Source organism: Bradyrhizobium sp. WBOS08 (assembly GCF_024585125.1).
Taxonomy (GTDB): Bacteria; Pseudomonadota; Alphaproteobacteria; order Rhizobiales; family Xanthobacteraceae; genus Bradyrhizobium; species Bradyrhizobium japonicum_B.
The window spans coordinates 6,463,255-6,484,027 of sequence record NZ_CP028988.1 but is presented as its reverse complement, the minus strand read 5'-3'; the positions used below and the strand labels follow the sequence as shown (position 1 = coordinate 6,484,027).

Below are 20,773 nucleotides of genomic sequence, written 5' to 3'. Positions count from 1 at the left end.
ATAAGTGTCGACAAAAACGACAACAGGGGAAGTGTCATGATGAAAGCCGTCGCAACTGCGGCAGATACCGCAGAGCGCGTCTCCGGCCAGCAGGGTTCGGTGCAGTCGCTCTATCTGGAAGCTTTGACTCTGGTGGAGCGGCTGCATCGCCGGCTCCTCGACGTGATCAAGGACGAATTCGATCGCCGCGGCCGTGCGGACATCAACTCGGTGCAGGCGCTCCTGCTCTATAACATCGGTGACAAGGAGCTGACCGCGGGCGAGCTGCGCACGCGCGGTTACTATCTCGGCTCCAACGTCTCCTACAATCTGAAGAAGCTCGTCGAGCTCGGCTTCCTCGATCATCAGCGCTCGCGCGTCGATCGCCGCTCGGTGCGCATCCGCCTGACCCCGCAGGGCCAGGAAGTCCGCCGCATCGTCGATGCGCTCTACCAGAAGCATGTCAAGACGGTGGAGCAGGTCGGCGGCATCTCGGGCGAGGAATTCTCGACCCTCAACAAGTCGCTGCACCGCCTCGAGCGGTTCTGGACCGACCAGATCCTCTATCGCCTCTGAGCTTTCGAAAAGGGATCAAGGCCAAGCCGGCCCGCAACAAGACCGGCAAGCCTGCCCTGGACATGCCTGACTTCCCCAAGCGCACTGGTCCGGAGTTGCCCCCGGGCCGGTGCGTTTCCATTTTTGCACTGCGAAAAAAAATCGCGGGCTGTGCGGAACAAGTTCCGTACTTGGCGCTTATCTCCTTCGGATCGGAGACAGGGCGATGCTGGTCGAGCGCGGGCTTCAGGCGATGAACGTGGAACTCGTGAGCGAGGCCTATGCCATCGCCGCGAACTACCTTCGCCGCTCCGGCACGATCCCCGATACGCTCGTCACCGACGAACGCCTGCTCGGGGTGATCATCAAGCTGCTCCAGCACGGCGAATTCAACAAGATCAGGCTCGCCAACAAGGCCATCGCCCAATTCCAGGCGCAGTCCGGGGCCAGCGCGGTTGCCTGATCAACCATCTCAGAACATCGATCAACCAGAGGGTGCCATGGAAGCCGCCATCGACCGCATCATGCAGACCTATGACCTGCTCGCCAACCGCACCGCCGCGGCCAGCGAGGAGGCGCGCATGAAGGTGACCAACTACCTGACCACCCTGATGGAAGCCGGCGAGAAGGACCCCCACAGGTTGACGGTGTGCGGCCTGACGTACTTGCGCCAGCTCGACGGCAGCGTGGACCCGGTGAAGGCGGGGTATACGGGGTTGTGACGCGATCTCTGCCGCAGCCAACGGCTTCGGGCGTGACCAGCTAAGGCCCGAAGCGGCCCCATTTCTGGATGCGGCGGAGGGGGCTCCCGACGGGGGCTCTCCCGGACTAGCCTGATCGTCGAGAATCCCACTCTCCACCATATCTGGCATAAATATCAGGCTCGACCCGCAAACCCTTGGCCTGTTGCGGGCGATGTGGTAGATCGCGCCTGCTTCCGACCGCCACACCAGACCCGCCCGCAGCCCGCCAAAAGGCTGCGGCGGTGGAGATATTCCCAAGATGACCGCACCCAAGACCGCCTCCGCGCCCGATTCGTTTTTCACCGCCTCGCTCGAGCAGGCCGACCCCGAAATCGCCGCCGCCATCAAGGGTGAGCTCGGCCGGCAGCGCCACGAGGTCGAGCTGATCGCCTCCGAGAACATCGTCAGCCGGGCCGTGCTGGAAGCGCAGGGTTCGGTGATGACCAACAAGTACGCAGAGGGTTATCCGGGCGCGCGCTATTACGGCGGTTGTGAGTGGGTCGACGTCGCCGAGAACCTCGCGATCGATCGTGCCAAGAAGCTGTTCGGTGCCGGCTTCGCCAACGTGCAGCCGAACTCCGGCAGCCAGATGAACCAGGCGGTGTTCCTGGCGCTGCTGCAGCCCGGCGACACCTTCATGGGCCTCGATCTCGCCGCCGGCGGACATCTCACCCACGGCTCGCCCGTCAACATGAGCGGCAAGTGGTTCAAGGCCGCGCACTACACCGTGCGCCGCGAGGACCAGATCATCGACATGGATGCGGTGGCCAAGCAGGCCGAGCAGGTCAAGCCGAAGCTGATCATCGCCGGCGGCTCGGCCTATTCGCGCGCCTGGGACTTCAAGCGCTTCCGCGAGATCGCGGACAGCGTCGGTGCCTACCTGCTGGTGGACATGGCGCACTTCGCCGGGCTCGTCGCCGGCGGCGTGCATGCTTCGCCGGTGCCGTATGCGCATGTCACCACGACCACGACGCACAAGTCGCTGCGCGGCCCGCGCGGCGGCCTGATGCTGTGGAATGACGAGACGCTGACCAAGAAGCTCAACTCGGCGATCTTCCCGGGCCTGCAGGGCGGTCCCCTGATGCACGTCATCGCGGCGAAGGCGGTCGCCTTCGGCGAGGCGTTGCGGCCGGACTTCAAGGTCTACGCCAAGAACGTCGTCGAGAACGCCAAGGCGCTGGCCGAGACCCTGAAGGGCCATGGTCTCGACATCGTCTCCGGCGGTACCGACAATCATCTGATGCTGGTCGATCTCAGGCCGAAGGGCCTGAAGGGCAACGTCTCGGAGAAGGCGCTGGTCCGCGCCGCCATCACCTGCAACAAGAACGGCATTCCCTTCGACCCCGAGTCGCCGTTCGTCACCTCGGGTATCCGTCTGGGGACGCCGGCCGCGACCACGCGCGGCTTCGGCGTCGCGGAATTCCAGCAGGTCGGCGGCATGATCGCCGAGGTCCTCAACGCTGTCGCGCAGTCTTCCGATGGCAAGGCGCCGCTGGTGGAAGCCGCGATCAAGGAACGGGTCAAGGCGCTGACCGACCGGTTTCCGATCTATCAGTAAGGCGCCGCATGATCCGGAAAAGTGCGCAGCGGTTTTCCGAAACGATCATGCGAAAATAAGGGGCCCGGCGGATGCGCTGTCCGAACTGCAACAGTCTCGATACGCAGGTGAAGGACTCGCGTCCGACCGAGGACTCGTCCGTGATCCGCAGGCGGCGCGTATGCGTCGCCTGCAATTTCCGCTTCACCACCTTCGAGCGCGTGCAGCTGCGCGAGCTCACGGTGATCAAGCGCAACGGCCGCCGCGTGCCGTTCGACCGCGACAAGCTGATGCGCTCGGTGCAGATCTCGTTGCGCAAGCGGCAGGTCGAGCCGGAGCGCGTGGAGAAGATGGTCTCCACCATCGTGCGCGAACTCGAGACCGGGGGCGAGGCCGAGATCTCCTCGGAGGTGATCGGCGAGACCGTGATGGAGCATCTGCGCACGCTCGACGACGTCGCCTATGTGCGCTTCGCCTCGGTCTATCGCAATTTCCGCGAGGCCAAGGATTTCGCCGATGTGCTCGGCGAGCTCTCCGGCGAGGAGGAAGCGCGGCTCGCCGCGATCCGCAAATGATCTTCCGCATCCTGGAAGACCAGTTCGCGCAGAAGGCCCGCGAGGCCAAGGACGCCGATCTTCGTTTCATGCAGCTGGCGCTGGCGCTGGCCAGGCGCGGGCAGGGGCGCACCTGGCCCAATCCGGCCGTCGGTGCCGTCGTGGTCAGGGATGGCGTGATCGTCGGCCGCGGCTGGACCCAGCCAGGCGGGCGTCCGCATGCCGAGCCCGAAGCCTTGCTGCGGGCCGGCGAAGCCGCGCGCGGAGCCACGCTCTACGTCACGCTGGAGCCGTGCTCGCATTTCGGCAAGTCGCCGCCTTGCGTCGACGCGGTGATTGCGGCCGGCATCAAGCGCGTGGTGGCGGCGATCGAAGATCCCAATCCAGAAGTTGCCGGCCAGGGTCATGCGCGCCTGCGCGCCGCCGGCGTCCATGTGGACGTCGGCCTGTGCGCGGCGGAGGCCGCGTTCGACCATGCCGGGCATTTCCGCCGTATCCGCGATCACCGTCCGCATGTGATCCTGAAGCTCGCGGTCTCGCCCGACGGCAAGATCGGCGCGGCCGGCGGCAAGCCGGTCGCGATCACGGGGGAGGCCGTGCGCAATCGGGTACATCTCCTGCGGGCGCAAAGCGATGCGATCCTGGTCGGCATCGGAACGGTGCTGGCAGACGATCCGCTTCTCACCTGCCGCCTGCCGGGCATGGCGGCGCGCTCGCCGGTGCGCGTCGTGCTCGATCATAGCCTGCGGATTCCCGGCGCGAGCAGGCTGACAGGCTCCGCCCGCGAGACGCCGCTCTGGGTGATGGGTTCTGAGCTTGCGGAAGCCGCAGCCGCGACGCGGCTTGGTGCGGCCGGCGCGCAAGTGATCCGCGTCCCGGCGGCCGGCGCCTCCGGGCTCGATTTGCCGGCCGTGCTGCAAGCGCTGGCCGGGAAGGGCATCACCCGCCTGATGGTCGAGGGCGGTAGCCGGGTGGCGTCCTCGTTCGTCGCGGCCGACCTCGTCGACGAGATCTGGCTGTTCCGCGGCGCGGAAGCGGTGGGCAGTGGCGGCGTCGATGCGCTCGATGCATTGCCCCTGTCGAAAATCACGCAGTCGCAGGCCTACAAGGTTCATGCTAGCGAAACATTCGACAAGGATACTCTCACCATCTACGAGCGCGCGTAATGTTCACCGGCATTGTCACCGATATCGGCGAGATCGTCAGCTTCACGCCCGTGGCGCAGGGCCAGTTGCACCGGCTGCGCATCGCCTGCCGCTACGATCAGGCCACCATTGCCGACGGCGCATCGATCGCCAGCAACGGCGTCTGCCTGACGGTGGTCGCCTCCGGCGTCGCAGATGGCAAGACCTGGTATGAGGTCGATACTGGGGCCGAGACGCTGGCGCTGACCACGGCCAAGCACTGGAAGGTCGGGACGAAGCTCAATCTCGAGCGCGCGCTGAAGATCGGCGACGAGCTCGGCGGCCACATCGTCGCCGGCCATGCAGACGGCGTCGCGACCATCGCCAGCCGCGAGGATCTGCCCGACATGGCGCGGTTCGAGCTTGCGACCACGCGGGAGCTGGCGCGGTTCATCGCCACCAAGGGCTCGATCACGCTCGACGGCGTCTCGCTGACGGTCAATACGGTGAAGGACGTGACCTTTTCGGTGCTGATCATTCCACACACGCTGACGGTCACCACGATCAATGGCTGGAAGGCGGGGGACGAGGTCAATATCGAGGTCGATCTGATGGCCCGCTACGCGGCGCGGCTGACGGAGATGAAGTGACGGCGAAGCCGTTATTCCGGGTTTGCCCCGGAATGACAGTTCTAACTTGGCTTACCCGCCTGTGGCGACTACATAACGCGCCAACCTCTAGAACGGGACTTAACGATGGCAGACGCGCGCCGCGCACCCCTGAAGGACCAGACCGACATTTCCGGCGCCCGCGCGCTGATTGTCGAGGCGCGGTTCTATGACGATCTCCAGGATGCGCTTCTGGACGGCGCGGTGGCCGAGCTGAAGGCGGCCGGCCTGACCCACGACGTCATCACGGTTCCCGGCGCGCTGGAGATTCCGGCCGCGGTGGCCATTGCGGTGGATGCCGCGGCGGCGAGCGGCAAGCCCTATGACGCCGTGATCGCGCTCGGCTGCGTGATCCGAGGCGACACCATTCATTTCGAGATCGTCTCGCAGGAATCCTCGCGGGCGCTGATGGACCTTGCGGTCTCGCGCAAGCTGCCGCTCGGCAACGGCATCCTCACCGTCAACACCGAGGCGCAGGCCTGGGCGCGGGCGCGCGCCAGCGAGCTCAACAAGGGCGGCGATGCTGCGCGCGCGGCGCTGGCGATGCTGCGCATCAAACGCCGCCTGGCGCAGGCCTAAAGCCATGGCCGACAACACCAGGAAACCGGCAGGCCCTGCCGAGAAGAAGGCGAACCGGCGCGGTGCGGCGCGGCTCGCGGCCGTGCAGGCGCTGTACCAGATGGATATCGCCGGCGCCGGCATCAACGACATCTTCGCCGAGTTCGAGAGCCATTGGCTCGGCAACGAGGTCGAGGGCGACACGTATCTGCCGGCGGAGGCTGCCTTCTTCCGCGACGTCGTCTCGGGCGTCGTGCGCGACCAGAAGAAGCTGGATCCGCTGATCGACGAGGCGCTGTCGAAGGGCTGGCCCTTGAAGCGGATCGAGGCGATCCTGCGCGCGGTGCTGCGGGCGGGGGCCTACGAACTGGAGCATCGCAAGGACGTGCCGGCCCGCGTCGTCGTCTCCGAATATGTCGACGTCGCCAATGCGTTCGTCGACCGCGAGGAGACCGGCATGGTGAACGCCGTGCTCGACCAGATCGGCCGCCAGTTTCGCGGCGACGAGTTCGGGCGGTAGTCGTGCTGAGGGGCGTCGCATTGAAGCAATACGCCAGCCCCATTCTCCAACGTCATCACCCGCGAAGGCGGGTGATCCAGTATGCCGCGACCTATCGATTTGACACGACCGTCTCTGGAATACTGGATCGCCCGGTCAAGCCGGGCGATGACACCTGTGTGCGGGGCTAAGCCGATGGCAAACCCACACAATCCCTCGGCCGAAGACGCCCTGATCGCGCGCTATTTCAAGCCGCTGGCGACCGACCCCGGGGCGTTCGGGCTGGTCGATGACGCTGCGGTGCTGTCGGCGTCCGGCGACGACATCGTCGTCACCACCGACGCCGTCGTCGAGGGCGTGCACTATCTTGCCAGCGATCCGCCCGACACCATCGCGCGCAAGGCGTTGCGGGTGAACCTGTCCGATCTCGCCGCCAAGGGCGCGCTGCCGGCCGGCTTCGTGCTGACGCTGGCGCTGCACAGCAAGGAGGATGCCTGGCTGCGGCCGTTTGCGGACGCGCTGGGCGAAGACGCAAGAGAGTTCGCGTGCCCGCTGCTCGGCGGCGACACGGTCTCGACGCCGGGCCCGCAGATGATCTCGATCACGGCTTTCGGCCGTGTCCCGCAGGGACGGATGGTCGGCCGTACCGGCGCGCGGCCGGGCGATCGCATCCTGGTGACGGGCACGATCGGCGATGCGGCGCTCGGCCTCGACGTGCTCAAGGGCGGCGCTGCCGCAACGGCGCTCGCAAGCAGTCCCGCTGCAAAGGACGCCCTGGTCTCGCGTTATCGCGTGCCGCAGCCGCGCAATGTGCTGGCGCGGGCCGTGCGCGATCATGCGAGCGCGGCGATGGACGTCTCCGACGGGCTCGCCGGCGATCTGGCCAAGCTCTGCGCGGCGTCCGGGGTCTCGGGCACGGTCGACGTGGCAAGCGTGCCGCTCTCGGCCGCGGCGGCAAGCCTGGTCGCCCGCAATGTCGTTGGCATCGAGACGCTGCTCGCGGGGGGCGACGATTACGAGGTGCTGTGCACCGTGCCGCCGGCGCAAGCCGACGCGCTGATGGCCGCGGGGCGGGCGGCCGGCCTTGCCGTCACGGCGATCGGCACCGTCGTCGCGGGGAAGGAGAGGCCGCGCTTCCTGGACGGGCACGGCCAGGAGCTGGCTTTGACGCGGCTGTCCTACAGCCACTTCTAGGAATCGCTCCAAACCGGCATCTTAGTTCTCGGCACTTGGTTCTAAATACCTGCCGAGATCGGCGTTTTCGGCCCTATCCGGCGTTGCACCCTCAATTTGATTTTGGCAAGCTCGCGGCCGACTAAGGCCGCCCCTTTTGGGCAAGGGGCGGCTTTGTTCGAAATCAAGGCGCCGCACCGCACAACGGACAACAAGAGGCGCCGGGGATACATCAAGGATCTGAGGCAAACATCACATGACAGCATTATGGTTGATAGTGCTCTGCGGAGTGCTTTCCGTCGTCTACGCGATTTGGGCGACGTCTTCGGTGTTAGGCGCGGATGCGGGGTCGCCGCGCATGCAGGAGATCGCAGGGGCGGTGCGTGAGGGCGCACAGGCCTATCTGCGGCGCCAGTACACCACGATCGGTATCGTCGGCATCGTCATCTTCGTGCTGCTTGCCTATTTCCTCGGTCTCTACGTCGCGATTGGTTTTGCCATCGGCGCCATCCTGTCGGGAGCGGCCGGCTTCATCGGCATGAACGTCTCGGTCCGCGCCAATGTGCGCACCGCCCAGGCCGCGACGACGTCGCTCGCCGGCGGCCTCGAACTCGCCTTCAAGGCGGGCGCGATCACCGGCCTTCTGGTGGCGGGTCTCGCACTGCTGGGGGTGACGCTTTATTTCGCCTTCCTGGTCCATTCGCTGAAGCTCGCGCCTGACAGCCGCGTCGTCGTCGACGCCCTGGTGGCGCTCGGCTTCGGCGCCTCGCTGATCTCGATCTTCGCCCGTCTCGGCGGCGGCATATTCACCAAAGGGGCGGACGTCGGCGGCGATCTCGTCGGCAAGGTCGAGGCCGGCATTCCCGAGGACGATCCGCGCAATCCGGCGACCATTGCCGACAACGTCGGCGACAATGTCGGCGACTGCGCCGGCATGGCCGCCGACCTGTTCGAGACCTATGCGGTGACCGCGGTCGCCACCATGGTGCTGGCGGCGATCTTCTTCGCCAAGACGCCGATCCTCGCCAGCATGATGACGCTGCCGCTCGCGATCGGCGGCATCTGCATCATCACCTCGATCATCGGCACCTTCTTCGTCAAGCTCGGGCCGAGCCAGTCGATCATGGGCGCGCTCTACAAGGGCCTGATCGCAACCGGCGTGCTGTCGCTGATCGGCATCGCGCTGGTGATCTACTACCTGATCGGCTTCGGCAAGCTCGAGGGCGTCAGCTACACCGGCATGGCGTTGTTCGAGTGCGGCGTGGTCGGCCTCGTCGTCACCGCGCTGATCATCTGGATCACCGAGTACTACACGGGCACCGACTACCGTCCGGTGAAGTCGATCGCCCAGGCCTCGGTGACCGGCCACGGCACCAACGTGATCCAGGGCCTCGCCATCTCCATGGAAGCGACCGCGCTGCCCGCGATCGTCATAATCGCCGGCATCCTGGTGACCTACAGCCTCGCCGGGCTGTTCGGCATCGCGATCGCGACCGCCACCATGCTGGCGCTGGCCGGCATGGTCGTCGCCCTCGACGCCTTCGGCCCCGTCACCGACAATGCCGGCGGCATTGCCGAGATGGCGGGACTGCCCAAGGAGGTACGCAAGTCGACCGACGCGCTCGATGCGGTCGGCAACACCACCAAGGCGGTGACCAAAGGCTACGCGATCGGCTCGGCCGGTCTCGGTGCTCTGGTGCTGTTCGCGGCCTACAACGAGGACCTCAAGTTCTTCGTCGCCGGCTCCGCACAGCATCCCTACTTCGCAGGCGTCAATCCGGACTTCTCGCTCAACAACCCCTACGTCGTGGTGGGTCTGCTGTTCGGCGGCCTGTTGCCGTATCTGTTCGGCGCGATGGGCATGACGGCGGTGGGACGTGCCGCCAGCGCGATCGTCGAGGAGGTGCGGCGTCAGTTCCGCGAGAAGCCGGGCATCATGCAGGGCACCGACAAGCCTGACTACGGCAAGGCGGTCGATCTGCTGACGAAGGCGGCGATCAAGGAGATGATCATCCCCTCGCTGCTGCCGGTGCTGTCGCCGATCGTCGTCTACTTCGTGATCTACTTCATCGCGGGCGGCGGCGCGGTCGGCAAGTCGGCGGCGTTCTCCGCGGTCGGCGCCATGCTGCTCGGCGTCATCGTGACGGGCCTGTTCGTCGCGATCTCCATGACCTCGGGCGGCGGCGCCTGGGACAACGCCAAGAAATACATCGAGGACGGTCATTTCGGCGGCAAGGGCTCGGATGCCCACAAGTCGGCGGTGACCGGCGACACCGTCGGCGATCCCTACAAGGACACGGCGGGTCCTGCGGTGAACCCGATGATCAAGATCACGAACATCGTGGCCTTGCTGCTGCTGGCGATCCTGGCGCACTGAGCAGCACCAGCTCTCCAAGACAAAACCCCGCGGCGCGAGCCGCGGGGTTTTTGATGATGAAACTTCGCTCTAACCGCGTTCCCCGGACGCTGCGCAGCACGAAGTGATGCGCTGCAGATCCGGGGTCCACACCCGAGGCTCTGGGTCCCGGCTTAGCGTTCCACGCTGCACCGGGACGCGAGAGCTACTGCACGTCCATCTGCAGCCCTTCCTTCTGGATGATGCCGGCGAACTTCTTCGTCTCGGCGTCCACGAAGGCGGCGAATTGCTGCGGCGTGCCGTAGTCGGCGCGGGCGCCCATGGCGGCGATCTGCTTCTTGACGTCGTCGCGCTCGAGCATCGCCTTGATCTGGAGATTGAGCGCGTTCAGCACCTCCGGCGAGACGCCCTTCGGCAGGAAGACGCAGAACCAGGAGGACACGTCGAAGTTCGCCAGCTCCGGCGCGCTCTCGCGCATGGTCGGCAGGTTCGGCGCGAGCTCGCTGCGCTCGGTCGTGGTGACGCAGAGGCCGTTGAGCGTGCCGTTCTGCACCTGCGGCAGGCTCGGATAGAGGTTGTCGAACAGGATCTGAATGTCGCCGGCAAGCGCGGCCTGGAGCGCCGGGCCGGCGCCGCGGAACGGGATGTGCGTCATCTTCAGGCCGGTGAGCTGGAGAAACCAGGCGCCGGTGAGGTGAGGGCTCTGGCCGACGCCGGAAGAGGCGTAGCTGAGCTTGTCCGGATTGGCCTTGAGATAGGCGATCAGCTCGGGGATCGACTTGATGCCGGTCTTCGGATGCGCCGACACGATGTTCGGAATCCGGATCATGTTGGAGACCGGCTGAAGCTGGTCCGGCTTGTAGGAGAGATTCTTGAAGATGCTGTAGGCGATCGCGTTCGGGCCCGGATTGCCGATCAGGATGGTATGGCCGTCAGGCTTGGCGCGGACCACCTCGGCCGTGCCGATGGTGCCGCCGCCGCCGGAGCGGTTTTCCACGACGGCCGACTGGCCCCACGCGTTTTGCAGATGCGCGGCCAGAAGCCGGCCCATCACGTCGGTCGAGCCGCCGGCTGCGGCCGGCACGACCAGACGGACGGTTTCGGTCGGCTTCCAGTCCGCAAGGCTCGATCGCGGCAGGATCGCTGCGGCCGAAAGGCCGGCAGCAGCGGTAAGCACGCGACGTCGGGAAAAAGTCTTAGGCACGAATCTACTCCCTGCTTCTTTCTTTGCAGGGAGCCTAGGAAACCGCAGATGCGACGGCAAGCCGCGCGCGAGCGCAAAGGGCGCACGGAGGGTGGCACGACGCCGCAGGCGAGCGCCATTTACCTTGCGGCGGAATTGGAAGGCGCTCCAGACACTTGTCTTGCAGCTCTGCTGCGTTGTCTCGAGGCGAACCGGTCCCGACGTCGCTCGAAAACGCGTTCGCGACTCAGTTGAAGCTGAGCAGCTTGAACAGCGGCGTGAGGTAGCTCATCTCCTGACCCGACGTCGGCGTGGTGCGGCTGATGAAGTCGAAGATCTTGCCGTCCTGCAGGCCGTAATTCGCCAGCCGCCGCACGCGCCGGTTCTTGTCGAAATAGACCGCGATCACGCGCTGGTCGACCACCTTCTGGTTCATGAAAGCGACCACGCGCTCCGAGCGCTGCGAGATGTAGTAGAAGACTTCGCCGTCCAGCGTGGCGACGGTGGAGGGCGTGCCCATCACGATCAGCACCTGATCCTGGCTCGCGCCGATCGGAATCTGCTCCAGCGCGCCGGGCGGCAGGATGTAACCCTTCTGGAACTGCTCGCCGGTGCAGCCCGCCAGCGCAGCGCCGACCAGGGTGGCGGCGGCGAGCATGCGCAAGGCGCGCCAGCGTGCATGGAGGCCGCGCCGCGTGTTCGCGCGCAGGCTGGTCTGGTTCGTTGTCGTCATAGCGGAACTGATTCCGTCCCCTTGCGTCGCGCGAGGCGCTGAAGTACCGGGCTGGGCGTCTGAATGCAACTCGCGCGCGCCCGCTTGCGGAAACCACAATGCTTTGGCCGTTCAATCACTTCAGGAAACCCCGGCGAACCCCGCCGGACACCATTGAAGCCATCTATGGCATGATCGTGACGCAGGCGCGAGAACCCATATTTTACCGCGACTTGGCCGTGCCCGATACGGTTAACGGGCGTTTCGACCTGTTGCTGCTGCATCTGTGGCTGCTGCTGCGACGCCTGCGCACGGCTCGAGGCGCCACCGAGCTGTCGCAGGCGCTGTTCGACCGCTTCTGCGAGGATATGGACGACAATCTGCGCGAGATGGGGGTGGGCGACCAGACCGTGCCGAAGCGGATGCGGGCTTTCGGCGAGGCCTTTTACGGCCGCGTCCAGGCCTACGACCAGGCCATCGAGGCCGGGGATAAGGCCCTGGCGGAGGCGATCTGCAAGAATATCTTGAACGGGACCGGCTTGGAGCAGGCGGAGCGGCTCGCGGCCTATGCCCGCGCCAGTGAGGCCGCTCTCGGCCGGGCCGAGGAGGCTGCGCTGCTGCACGCCTCCTTCCGGTTTCCTCCAGCGCTTCCCGAGGACGTCACGCCATGAGCCGACCAGCGACCGGATCCCAGCCCGATCCTTGGCGGGCACCCGTCATCGTTGCCCAGATCCCCGACACCGGCCTGCACCGCAAGCTCGAGGCCTCGGCCGGCGAGCGGCAGGCGATCGCCGAGGTCGGCGGGGTGCGGGAGGTCCTGTCCGCCAGCGCCGATTTCGACGTGATGCCCAGGAGCGGCGGCCGGGTTCAGGTGACCGGCACCGTCCGGGCCAGGGTCGGGCAAACCTGCGTGGTCACGCTGGACCCGATCGAGAGCGAGATCGAGGAGGAGGTGGACCTGATGTTCGCCCCCGAGGCCGAGGCGCGGCGCCTCGCCGACCTGATCGAGGAGGGCCAGGACGACGCGGCGCCTGAAATCGCCGATCCGCCGGATCCGATCGTCGGTGGCATCATCGATCTCGGCCGGGTCGCCACCGACGCGCTGTTCCTCGCCATCGATCCCTATCCGCGCAAGGAAGGGGCCGTGTTCGAGCCTGATGTCACCGCCCCCGATCCGGAGGACCATCCGTTCGCCGCGTTGAAGGCACTCCAGGACAAGAAGAAAGGCCGATAGCCGAGTCCTTCCGCGTCGGATCGGCTTGCGAAGGCACGCGAGGCCTTTGCCTGGATGGTTTCAAAGCATCCTTTATCCGGCTGATTTCAATGGATTTTTTGCAAGTTTCGGACTTTTCCAGCCGGATCGCCCGGAAAGCAAAAGGCTGGGGGCAAGAGGTTGTTTCGGGGTAACAAAACGCTATTGTCGCGCCCCGGTCGGGGCGCGGCGTGGCGCCTGACCGGTCGCCACGTCCGTGGCGAACCCATTCCGCGGCCCCGCTCGTTCAGGACCGCACCAGATCAGGTTTTCCAGGACTTTTATGCCAAGCAAGGTTCGCATTGCGCTTGACGCCATGGGGGGCGATGGCGGCGCCGCCGTGGTCATTCCGGGCGCGGCCATCTCGCTTGGCAGGCATCGCGGCACCGAATTCCTGCTGGTCGGGGACCGCGCCAGGATCGAGCCCGAGCTCGACCGGCACCCCGAGCTCAAGGCCGCCTCCAGGATCATCCACACCGACGTGGCCGTCAGCGGTTCGGACAAGCCGAGCCAGGCGCTGCGACGCGGCCGCAAGACGTCCTCGATGTGGCTTGCCATCGACGCCGTGAAGAAGGGCGAGGCCGATGTCGCGGTCTCCGCCGGCAATACCGGCGCGCTGATGGCGATGTCGCGCTTCCACCTGCGCACGCTGAAGGGGATCGATCGCCCGGCGATTACGGGCATCTGGCCGACCAGGCGCGGCGAGTCCGCCGTGCTCGACCTCGGCGCCACCATCGGCGGCGACGCACACCATCTGGTGGCGCTGGCCCTGATGGGCGCCGCGATGGCGAGCGTGCTATTCGACAAGAAGCGGCCCACGGTGGGGCTGCTCAATATCGGGACCGAGGAGATCAAGGGGCACGAGGAAATCCGTGAGGCCGGGGAAATCCTGCGGGCCAGGAACCTGCCGGAGCTCGACTATATCGGCTTCGTCGAGGGCGACGGCATCGGCAAGGGGCTGGCCGACGTCGTCGTCACCGAAGGTTTCAGCGGCAACATCGCGCTCAAGGCCGCCGAGGGAACCGCCAGGCAGATGGCCGAATTACTCCGCGACGAGATGAAGCGGAGCTGGATGTCCAAGCTCGGCTATCTCTTTGCCCGCAGCGCCTTCCAGGCCCTGCGCGACAAGATGGATCCGAACAAGTCCAATGGCGGCGTGTTCCTGGGTCTGAACGGATTGGTTGTCAAAAGCCACGGCGGAACCAGCGCCGAAGGCTTTGCCTATGCGATCGATGTTGGCTATGAGATGGCTCACTACGATCTCCTGAACAAGATCAATCAGATGCTCAACCGCGAGGGTGGTGCACTCAATTCGGTGCAGGCCGCGCAGGAGGTTGTTTCGTGACTCAAATTCGTTCGGTCGTGCTCGGCTGCGGCTCCTACCTGCCGGAGCAGGTGGTGACCAACGCCCAATTGGCGGCGCGCATCGACACCTCCGACGAGTGGATCGTGCAGCGCACCGGCATTCGCGAGCGGCATATCGCGGCGGAGGGCGAGTTCACCTCGCACCTGGCGATCAAGGCGGCGCAGGCCGCGCTCAGCGATGCCGGCATGGATGCGCAGTCGATCGACCTCATCGTGCTGGCGACCTCGACGCCCGACAACACCTTTCCCGCCACCGCCGTCGCCGTTCAGAACGCGCTCGGCATCAACCACGGCGCGGCCTTCGACCTCCAGGCGGTCTGCTCCGGCTTCGTGTTCGCGCTCGCCACCGCCGACAATTTCCTGCGCACCGGCGCCTTCAAGCGCGCGCTGGTGATCGGCGCCGAGACCTTCTCGCGCATCCTCGACTGGAACGACCGCGGCACCTGCGTGCTGTTCGGCGACGGTGCCGGCGCGGTCGTGCTGGAGGCGCAGGAGCAGCCGGGCCATGCCGCCACCGACCGCGGCGTCGTGACCACGCATCTGCGCTCCGACGGCCGCCACAAGGCCAAGCTGTTCGTCGACGGCGGGCCGTCCTCGACCCAGACCGTCGGCCATCTGCGCATGGAGGGCCGCGAGGTCTTCAAGCACGCGGTCGGCATGATCACCGACGTCATCGTCGATGCCTTCCAGGCGACCGGGCTCAATGCCGACAGCATCGACTGGTTCGTGCCGCACCAGGCCAACAAGCGAATCATCGACGCCTCCGCCCACAAGCTCCATATCGCGCCGGAGAAGGTGGTGCTGACCGTGGACCGTCACGGCAACACCTCGGCCGCCTCGATCCCGCTGGCGCTCTCGGTGGCGCGCAAGGACGGCCGCATCAAGAAGGGCGACATGGTGCTGCTGGAAGCCATGGGCGGCGGCTTCACCTGGGGCTCCGCGCTGGTGCGCTGGTAGAGCCACACTCGATAAAATTTTGCCGGAATCGGCCGCGATTATCGATGCGCCTGCATTGATGAGCGCTGTTGACCGCCGTATCGTAAGCTCATAATTTCAGACAACAATTGTTCGCCGTGAGGTGGGGCAGGGCGATGACCGATCAAAGTAAAACCGTAACGCGAGTCGACCTGTGCGAAGCCGTCTACCAGAAGGTGGGCCTGTCGCGCACGGAATCGTCCGCCTTCGTGGAACTGGTGTTGAAGGAGATCACCGACTGCCTGGAGAAGGGCGAGACGGTGAAGCTGTCCTCGTTCGGCTCGTTCATGGTGCGCAAGAAGGGTCAGCGCATCGGCCGCAATCCGAAGACCGGCACCGAGGTGCCGATCTCGCCGCGCCGGGTCATGGTGTTCAAGCCGTCGGCGATTCTCAAGCAACGGATCAACGGCCAGCACCGCGCCAACGGCGATGCCACCAGCAGCAAGGCTCAGCAAGAGGCGTAACCGCCTTTTCGGAAAGGACTGGCATTTGGACAAGGCGCCGGATGCGTTCCGAACCATCAGCGAAGTAGCCCAGGAGCTCGACATCCCGCAGCACGTGCTGCGGTTCTGGGAGACCCGCTTCTCGCAGATCAAGCCGATGAAGCGCAGCGGCGGCCGCCGCTACTATCGCCCCGACGACGTCGACCTGCTCAAGGGCATCCGCCGCCTGCTCTACGGCGAGGGCTACACCATCCGCGGCGTGCAGCGGATCCTGAAGGAGCACGGCGTCAAATCGGTGCAGGGCCTCGCCGACAGCGCCGCCGCGGTCTCGTTCGGCGCCATCGAGGACGCCATCGGCGCTAGCCTGATGGAGCCCGAGGACGAGGAGGCGCCGATCAAGGGCGTCACCGACACCGACGACGACGATTACCAGGGGGATGAGGAGGAAGGCATCGACTTCCGCTTCACCGAGGTCGACGACGAGGAGATCCTCACCACCTTCCGCAAGGGCGGCACCCCCGCCGCGCCCACCGGCCCCAGCGCGCTGGACCGGGAGCGCCTCGGCCGCGCGCTCGCCGACCTCGTCGCCTGCCGCGAGATGCTGGATCAGGCGCTGAAGGACGGGTAGGGGCGATTCGGACCGTTTGCGGTTCCGAGCCTGTGGGACCGGACCGGCAAAATGCTGCGGCCTTGCCTTGCGCATCGCGCCGATCCTAGCTAATGGAACGACGTTCGGAGCGTGGCGCAGCCCGGTTAGCGCACTAGTCTGGGAGACTAGGGGTCGGAGGTTCAAATCCTCTCGCTCCGACCATTTTTCTCGAAGCATCGGTTGGGTGATTGGACCGGGACGTAGGGCTCGCTCCGGCGGTGACCCATGTGCGACGATCGGCGGCGGTGGCTGCTTGGGTGGTCGGTAAACAAAAAATTCCGAAGACGGTTTTGCAGCGCCCTGCTTGGCAGTAGCTGAGGATCATTCATGGATAAATGGGGATGATCGTCGCACTACATGCTTTGCGTCTGTTTGCCTCGCGAGATTCCAAGCGGGTTATCGCCAGTTGGCTCCTTCGATGGCTTCTGAATTGCCTCACAGCAGTTTAACGGTGACCTTAGCCTTGCCTCCGTTGTTCGGGTAAAACGTGTCGCTGAGCCACGGCAGGCCGATCACGGCGTCGTTGACGTAGAGAAAAAGCTCACCGCTGCGTGCAGCCTTGAACGTTGCTTTGTACGTCTGCGGTGTCGTGTTCGGAAGCGGGATCGGATCGAGGAAATACTCGTCTACGCCGGTCTCGCCAACCCGCGCGATGATGCGGTACCAGGGTCTGAACAGGATGCGGCGAAGGAAAATGGCGCTGCGAAACTTCCACCGGTTGGCAAGCTCGACCGTGGAGGTCCGGAAACCAGCAGGTGTGGTCGGCCGCTCGGCGTCGGTCCAGGGCTCGGTGACCGCGATTCTGATCTCATACGATCGACCGGAAAACACCTTCAGGCCTGTTGGCGCACAGATCGCCGCCGTCGCAAAGTCCGCGCCGTCCTGGTCGATGCCCTTATTGACCGGGATAAGCGTTGCCTCCGCCGTGCCCTTGCAGAATGCCCCCATCGAATCCGCGACGTTGAATAGGAAATGGCTCGCGACCGTCGCGCCGAACCAGACCATCACCACCACCAAAAACAGGGGCAGGACGTGCCGCTTCGCGGTGCGGATGACAAACTGATAGGCCGGGTGGGTCCTGAACGCGTAAATGGCGTCGTGCATCAGACCGGAGAGCGGCACCGGGTCCGCCCGGTCCCGCCAGAGCAGGCGCATGCGGTCCCTGATTTTGTTGCTGAGGCTGCCGCCAAGGACCATAAGCAGAATCACGGCGGCGATGCCGCCGGCGAACCATTCAGGGTTCGCGGCGTACCAGTCCGTCCACCAGTGGAAAGATTTCGGCAAGAAGGACTCGATGAAACGCACGAGTTCGGAGACCATCCGGATCGGAGACTCGAACTCATGCTCCTTGATGCGGTCGTGGAAGAGCCAGAACGCCGCAAGATGCAGCGTGGCGGCCAGGGTGGCGAAATACGCCAGCCGGCGCATCCAGACGAAATTCCAGAGCTTTTCCTGCGCAGCAAAGCGGGCGGTCGCGCCCGCCGGCGTCTCGAACGTCGTCGGCCCGAGCGGCGTGAGCTTGCCGTTGCGGGAAACCACCAGATATTCCGGCGGCAAGCCGATCGGAGCATAGGCATTACAGCCGCTGTCGATGCGGTCGAACACGCTTTCGTGGATCTTCGGCAACTTGACGCTGACGCCGACATGCGGGTCATTGCACAGGTCGGAGACCTTGCGCGGGCCATAACGGTAGTAGGAGCCGAGGCCGGAACGCGAGTCGTAGAGGCGGCCGTCCTTGTCCTGCGCTGAATCGATCAGTTTGATGGAGTCGGGGTCTGCGAAGGGGGCCTCCTTGAACACAAGACCGCGCTTGATGGACTCGTCGACGAGCCAGGACAGCGGTACGAACGATACGGCATCGTCGGGATAACCTCCGCCCACGTTGGCGTGCATACCAACGAACCAGACCTGGACCAGGCGCTCGTCGTCAATGGTGGTGGGGACACTTGGCTTGGATTCGCCTTCCTCGGTCCAGAGCACGGGATGAAAGGTCGTCCGCTCATCGTCGAGCGCAAGCGCGTGCCTTGCGCATCTGACGCGTTGGCTCAGGATCCGGTTCGGAAGCTCGAGGGGCCAGATCCAGTTGCTCACGCCGCGCGTCATCTCGTCCATCGGCAGGCCGTAGGCCGCGACCGTGTCCCACACGCCGATGAACTCTATGGATGGGATGTCCTTGCGGACGATTTCGGCGTAGGGCTTGTTGCCCAGCAGGATGTCGAGCACCGGCACCAGGACGTAGTCGCGCAAGGCGCGGAAGAGCACCTCGATGCGCAAGATCGAGTGGTAACCCTTGGCCCGGTAGGCCCTGTATGCCTTCACCGCGCCGTTGTGCAGCTGGGCTTCGGTATCCGCCACAACCAGGCCCTGCTGGAGGATGAGCGCGCCGAGGACGCGCACGGTGAACGCGCCACGGCTGAAGCCGAAGAGGTAGATGTTCGAGTGGTTCTGGTGATCGTAGTTGCGGCAGATGAACTTGTAGGCGTCGAGGATGTTGCGCTTGAGGCCGTATCCGAATGCGCCGCCCAGCACGGCGAGCGGCACGAAGGACGAGGTGCCCACGCCATCGTCGTACTTCGCGGCCTGGCTGTTGCCTTGCAGGTCGAGCGCCTGGAACATCCGCCAGACGTTGGTACGCCAAACGCTTGAGGCAGCATTACCGGTGCCGTCAGACAGGATAATGATCTTCGGGCTGGCCATACGAGCGCCGTCCCTGACAAATGATCGATGAATACGGTGAGCGTAACAGGTGCCGATAGAATTTCAACTTTTGATTGTCGCTGTTCAAATTCTAGAATGTTAGAGAGGTCTGGGGGCTAACGCCTCGCAAGGTCACCTCGGCCCTGCTCAACACCGTGTTGTGCGCCACCGCCTCGATCGCGCTGACGCAGATGAAGGTCGCGACGTCGAGGTCGATCCTGCGCATCTCCTTGCGGCGGCTTTTCGAGACAGGTGCGCAAGAGCGCGTGGACCTCGCGGCTGAAGGCTTCGACGTCTTTGAGCTGGCCGGAGCGCGGGATCTGCTCGGTGAGCACGCGGTGCAGTTTCGGGTCGATGTGATGGGCCTCGATTGTGACGGTGACGGCGGGCGGCGGGTGTCAAACCTCCCTCAAGGCGGCTGCCGCGTATCCGTCGCGCGAGCGACCTGCGCCGCCCTTCCGGCGCCGCGCAGCACAGGATGCTCGAGGGGACCGGTGACTTCCGGCGCTTTCTTTCCATCTACCGGACTCTCATGTGAAGATTTCTCCACTCGCTTCGACCAGGACCTGTAGTAGGCAACCGCCGTCATGATCGCGATTCCTGCAGCGCCGACGAGTAGTTGGTCGAGGATGCCGTTCCCTGCAAGCTGCAGGATGAAGTACCCGATGAAGGCCAGGAGGATGCCCACACAAAACACTTCGAGGGAGTGCTGGCCGCACTTCACCAGGGGGTGCCAGATGGCGGCTCGTAGCCCGGGCGCATCGATCGGTATGAACCGGGCGCCAAGGATGATCAGCACCATCAAATGAAGATAGCGGTAGGGCGCCAGATTGGTCTTGTCGTTGGGATTGAAAAGCTCGAACACGGCAGGCGCAAACAAGGCCCGGAGCTGAGGCTGGTGACCAGCCAGCGTCATAACCGCCGCAAAAATCAAATAGGCAATCGCAACAACCAGCACGATCCTGGACCGCAGCAGGAAGTGCAGACGCCCCGCGCCCGTCAACGCGAGCCATGCGCCCGTGACAAACAGAAGTTGCCACGCCAGCGGATTGAAGTACCAGCTTCCCGACGGATAGGAAGGCAGGTTCCAATGGAATTGCCGCGCAGCCAGATACAACAGCACCGATCCGATCATGACGGCATCAGGAAACCTCAACATCAACCAGAGGATCGGAGGAAACAGGCCCATCAAGACGACGTAGAGCGGCAGCACGTCCAAGTTCAGAGGCTTGTATCTCAGCAGGAGCCCCTGCGTCATCATCTCGCTCGGCGCGCCGGTGACCGGTCCGGCGTTGAACAGATCGATCAGATCAGGCGCGTTGAACCTCTCCGACAGGAAATGGACGAAAGCCAGGTAAATTACGAATAGCAGGATATGCGCCGTGTAGATTTGCCAGACGCGCCTGAACAGCCTGCTGGCTCCGAACACGAAGCCTCGCTCCATCTTTCGCGTATAGACGAGCGCTGAAGTGTAGCCGGAGATGAACACGAACAGGTCGGCCCCGTCGCTGAATCCATAATTTCGGAACGAACACCACGCCAGCACCGTGCCGGGGACATGGCCGAGAAACATCGCCCAGTTGGCGAGGCCGCGAAACAGGTCGAGACGCAAATCACGTTGCGGTGGTGGCAGCGCAAGCGCGGGCTTCATTCTGCTTTCCATCGTGTAGCGATTCACGATCGATGTCCGCGATCCAGCACTGAGAAGCCGCCGAGACGCTCACGCTAGATGGCAGACTGAGAGCCTCGCT

Annotated in this window: 22 protein-coding genes and 1 tRNA gene; 18 read left to right on the top strand and 5 right to left on the bottom strand. The window is 64.9% G+C overall.

Features of this window, described 5'->3' with window-relative positions:
• Window positions 1-36: 36 nt before the first annotated feature.
• The 11 genes from ldtR (at window position 37) to DCM80_RS30490 (ending at window position 9,767) form a co-directional block, all read left to right on the top strand.
• A complete protein-coding gene (gene ldtR, locus DCM80_RS30540) occupies window positions 37-555 on the top strand; it encodes a transcriptional regulator LdtR (RefSeq protein WP_018320040.1) in 519 nt (172 codons plus the stop codon).
• A gap of 205 nt (window positions 556-760) precedes the next feature.
• A complete protein-coding gene (locus DCM80_RS30535) occupies window positions 761-997 on the top strand; it encodes a hypothetical protein (protein ID WP_257195057.1) in 237 nt (78 codons plus the stop codon).
• 37 nt (window positions 998-1,034) lie between these two features.
• Window positions 1,035-1,256, top strand: coding sequence for a hypothetical protein (locus tag DCM80_RS30530; RefSeq protein ID WP_135165432.1), 222 nt, complete (start codon window positions 1,035-1,037; stop codon window positions 1,254-1,256).
• A 280-nt stretch (window positions 1,257-1,536) separates the two neighbouring features.
• Window positions 1,537-2,835 (top strand): serine hydroxymethyltransferase, encoded by a 1,299-nt coding sequence (glyA, locus tag DCM80_RS30525; protein ID WP_028135989.1) that lies wholly within the window; start codon window positions 1,537-1,539, stop codon window positions 2,833-2,835.
• 71 nt (window positions 2,836-2,906) lie between these two features.
• Window positions 2,907-3,389 carry a transcriptional regulator NrdR gene (nrdR, locus tag DCM80_RS30520; protein WP_011087793.1) on the top strand — a complete coding sequence of 161 codons (483 nt, stop codon included), beginning with the start codon at window positions 2,907-2,909 and terminating at the stop codon, window positions 3,387-3,389.
• Window positions 3,386-4,534, top strand: coding sequence for a bifunctional diaminohydroxyphosphoribosylaminopyrimidine deaminase/5-amino-6-(5-phosphoribosylamino)uracil reductase RibD (gene ribD / locus DCM80_RS30515; RefSeq protein ID WP_257195056.1), 1,149 nt, complete (start codon window positions 3,386-3,388; stop codon window positions 4,532-4,534). The genes nrdR and ribD overlap by 4 nt, the downstream gene beginning before the upstream one ends.
• The gene (locus DCM80_RS30510; protein ID WP_257195055.1) at window positions 4,534-5,142 is read left to right on the top strand and encodes a riboflavin synthase; all 609 of its coding nucleotides are present in this window, start codon (window positions 4,534-4,536) and stop codon (window positions 5,140-5,142) included. The genes ribD and DCM80_RS30510 overlap by 1 nt, the downstream gene beginning before the upstream one ends.
• A gap of 105 nt (window positions 5,143-5,247) precedes the next feature.
• Window positions 5,248-5,739 carry a 6,7-dimethyl-8-ribityllumazine synthase gene (ribH, locus tag DCM80_RS30505; protein WP_257180094.1) on the top strand — a complete coding sequence of 164 codons (492 nt, stop codon included), beginning with the start codon at window positions 5,248-5,250 and terminating at the stop codon, window positions 5,737-5,739.
• Between the two features lie 4 nt (window positions 5,740-5,743).
• Window positions 5,744-6,238 (top strand): transcription antitermination factor NusB, encoded by a 495-nt coding sequence (gene nusB, locus DCM80_RS30500; RefSeq protein ID WP_257195053.1) that lies wholly within the window; start codon window positions 5,744-5,746, stop codon window positions 6,236-6,238.
• A 174-nt stretch (window positions 6,239-6,412) separates the two neighbouring features.
• Window positions 6,413-7,411: a thiamine-phosphate kinase gene (gene thiL, locus DCM80_RS30495; protein WP_257195051.1), complete on the top strand. Its 999-nt coding sequence runs from the start codon at window positions 6,413-6,415 to the stop codon at window positions 7,409-7,411.
• 235 nt (window positions 7,412-7,646) lie between these two features.
• Complete coding sequence (locus DCM80_RS30490; RefSeq protein WP_257195050.1) at window positions 7,647-9,767, top strand: sodium-translocating pyrophosphatase; 2,121 nt, start codon at window positions 7,647-7,649, stop codon at window positions 9,765-9,767.
• Between the two features lie 184 nt (window positions 9,768-9,951).
• Here the strand turns inward: DCM80_RS30490 and DCM80_RS30485 are convergent, their stop codons facing one another.
• Window positions 9,952-10,950 (bottom strand): tripartite tricarboxylate transporter substrate binding protein, encoded by a 999-nt coding sequence (locus tag DCM80_RS30485; protein ID WP_257195049.1) that lies wholly within the window; start codon window positions 10,948-10,950, stop codon window positions 9,952-9,954.
• Between the two features lie 226 nt (window positions 10,951-11,176).
• Window positions 11,177-11,662 carry an outer membrane protein assembly factor BamE gene (locus DCM80_RS30480; protein WP_028135998.1) on the bottom strand — a complete coding sequence of 162 codons (486 nt, stop codon included), beginning with the start codon at window positions 11,660-11,662 and terminating at the stop codon, window positions 11,177-11,179.
• Between the two features lie 98 nt (window positions 11,663-11,760).
• On the opposite strand from DCM80_RS30480, the gene DCM80_RS30475 reads away from it, so the two are divergent.
• The 7 genes from DCM80_RS30475 to DCM80_RS30445 all read left to right on the top strand — a co-directional run bounded on the left by DCM80_RS30475 (window position 11,761) and on the right by DCM80_RS30445 (window position 16,487).
• Window positions 11,761-12,312, top strand: a complete 552-nt coding sequence (locus DCM80_RS30475; protein WP_257195048.1) for a ubiquinol-cytochrome C chaperone family protein — start codon at window positions 11,761-11,763, stop codon at window positions 12,310-12,312.
• Window positions 12,309-12,875 (top strand): DUF177 domain-containing protein, encoded by a 567-nt coding sequence (locus DCM80_RS30470; protein ID WP_257195047.1) that lies wholly within the window; start codon window positions 12,309-12,311, stop codon window positions 12,873-12,875. The genes DCM80_RS30475 and DCM80_RS30470 overlap by 4 nt, the downstream gene beginning before the upstream one ends.
• A 301-nt stretch (window positions 12,876-13,176) precedes the next feature.
• Window positions 13,177-14,238 (top strand): phosphate acyltransferase PlsX, encoded by a 1,062-nt coding sequence (gene plsX / locus DCM80_RS30465; protein WP_257195046.1) that lies wholly within the window; start codon window positions 13,177-13,179, stop codon window positions 14,236-14,238.
• Window positions 14,235-15,215: a beta-ketoacyl-ACP synthase III gene (locus DCM80_RS30460; protein ID WP_257195045.1), complete on the top strand. Its 981-nt coding sequence runs from the start codon at window positions 14,235-14,237 to the stop codon at window positions 15,213-15,215. The genes plsX and DCM80_RS30460 overlap by 4 nt, the downstream gene beginning before the upstream one ends.
• 134 nt (window positions 15,216-15,349) lie before the next feature.
• Entirely contained in the window at window positions 15,350-15,697 is a 348-nt protein-coding gene (locus DCM80_RS30455; RefSeq protein ID WP_257195044.1) for an integration host factor subunit alpha, read from the top strand.
• A 25-nt stretch (window positions 15,698-15,722) separates the two neighbouring features.
• Window positions 15,723-16,304 (top strand): MerR family transcriptional regulator, encoded by a 582-nt coding sequence (locus tag DCM80_RS30450; protein WP_257195043.1) that lies wholly within the window; start codon window positions 15,723-15,725, stop codon window positions 16,302-16,304.
• A 105-nt stretch (window positions 16,305-16,409) separates the two neighbouring features.
• A tRNA-Pro gene (locus DCM80_RS30445) sits at window positions 16,410-16,487 on the top strand.
• A gap of 273 nt (window positions 16,488-16,760) precedes the next feature.
• Here the strand turns inward: DCM80_RS30445 and DCM80_RS30440 are convergent.
• From DCM80_RS30440 to DCM80_RS30430, 3 genes are all read right to left on the bottom strand, one after another.
• Entirely contained in the window at window positions 16,761-19,022 is a 2,262-nt protein-coding gene (locus DCM80_RS30440; RefSeq protein ID WP_257195042.1) for a DUF2235 domain-containing protein, read from the bottom strand.
• Between the two features lie 116 nt (window positions 19,023-19,138).
• The gene (locus tag DCM80_RS30435; RefSeq protein ID WP_257195041.1) at window positions 19,139-19,357 is read right to left on the bottom strand and encodes a hypothetical protein; all 219 of its coding nucleotides are present in this window, start codon (window positions 19,355-19,357) and stop codon (window positions 19,139-19,141) included.
• A 74-nt stretch (window positions 19,358-19,431) separates the two neighbouring features.
• Window positions 19,432-20,673: an OpgC domain-containing protein gene (locus DCM80_RS30430; protein WP_257195040.1), complete on the bottom strand. Its 1,242-nt coding sequence runs from the start codon at window positions 20,671-20,673 to the stop codon at window positions 19,432-19,434.
• Window positions 20,674-20,773: the final 100 nt, after the last annotated feature.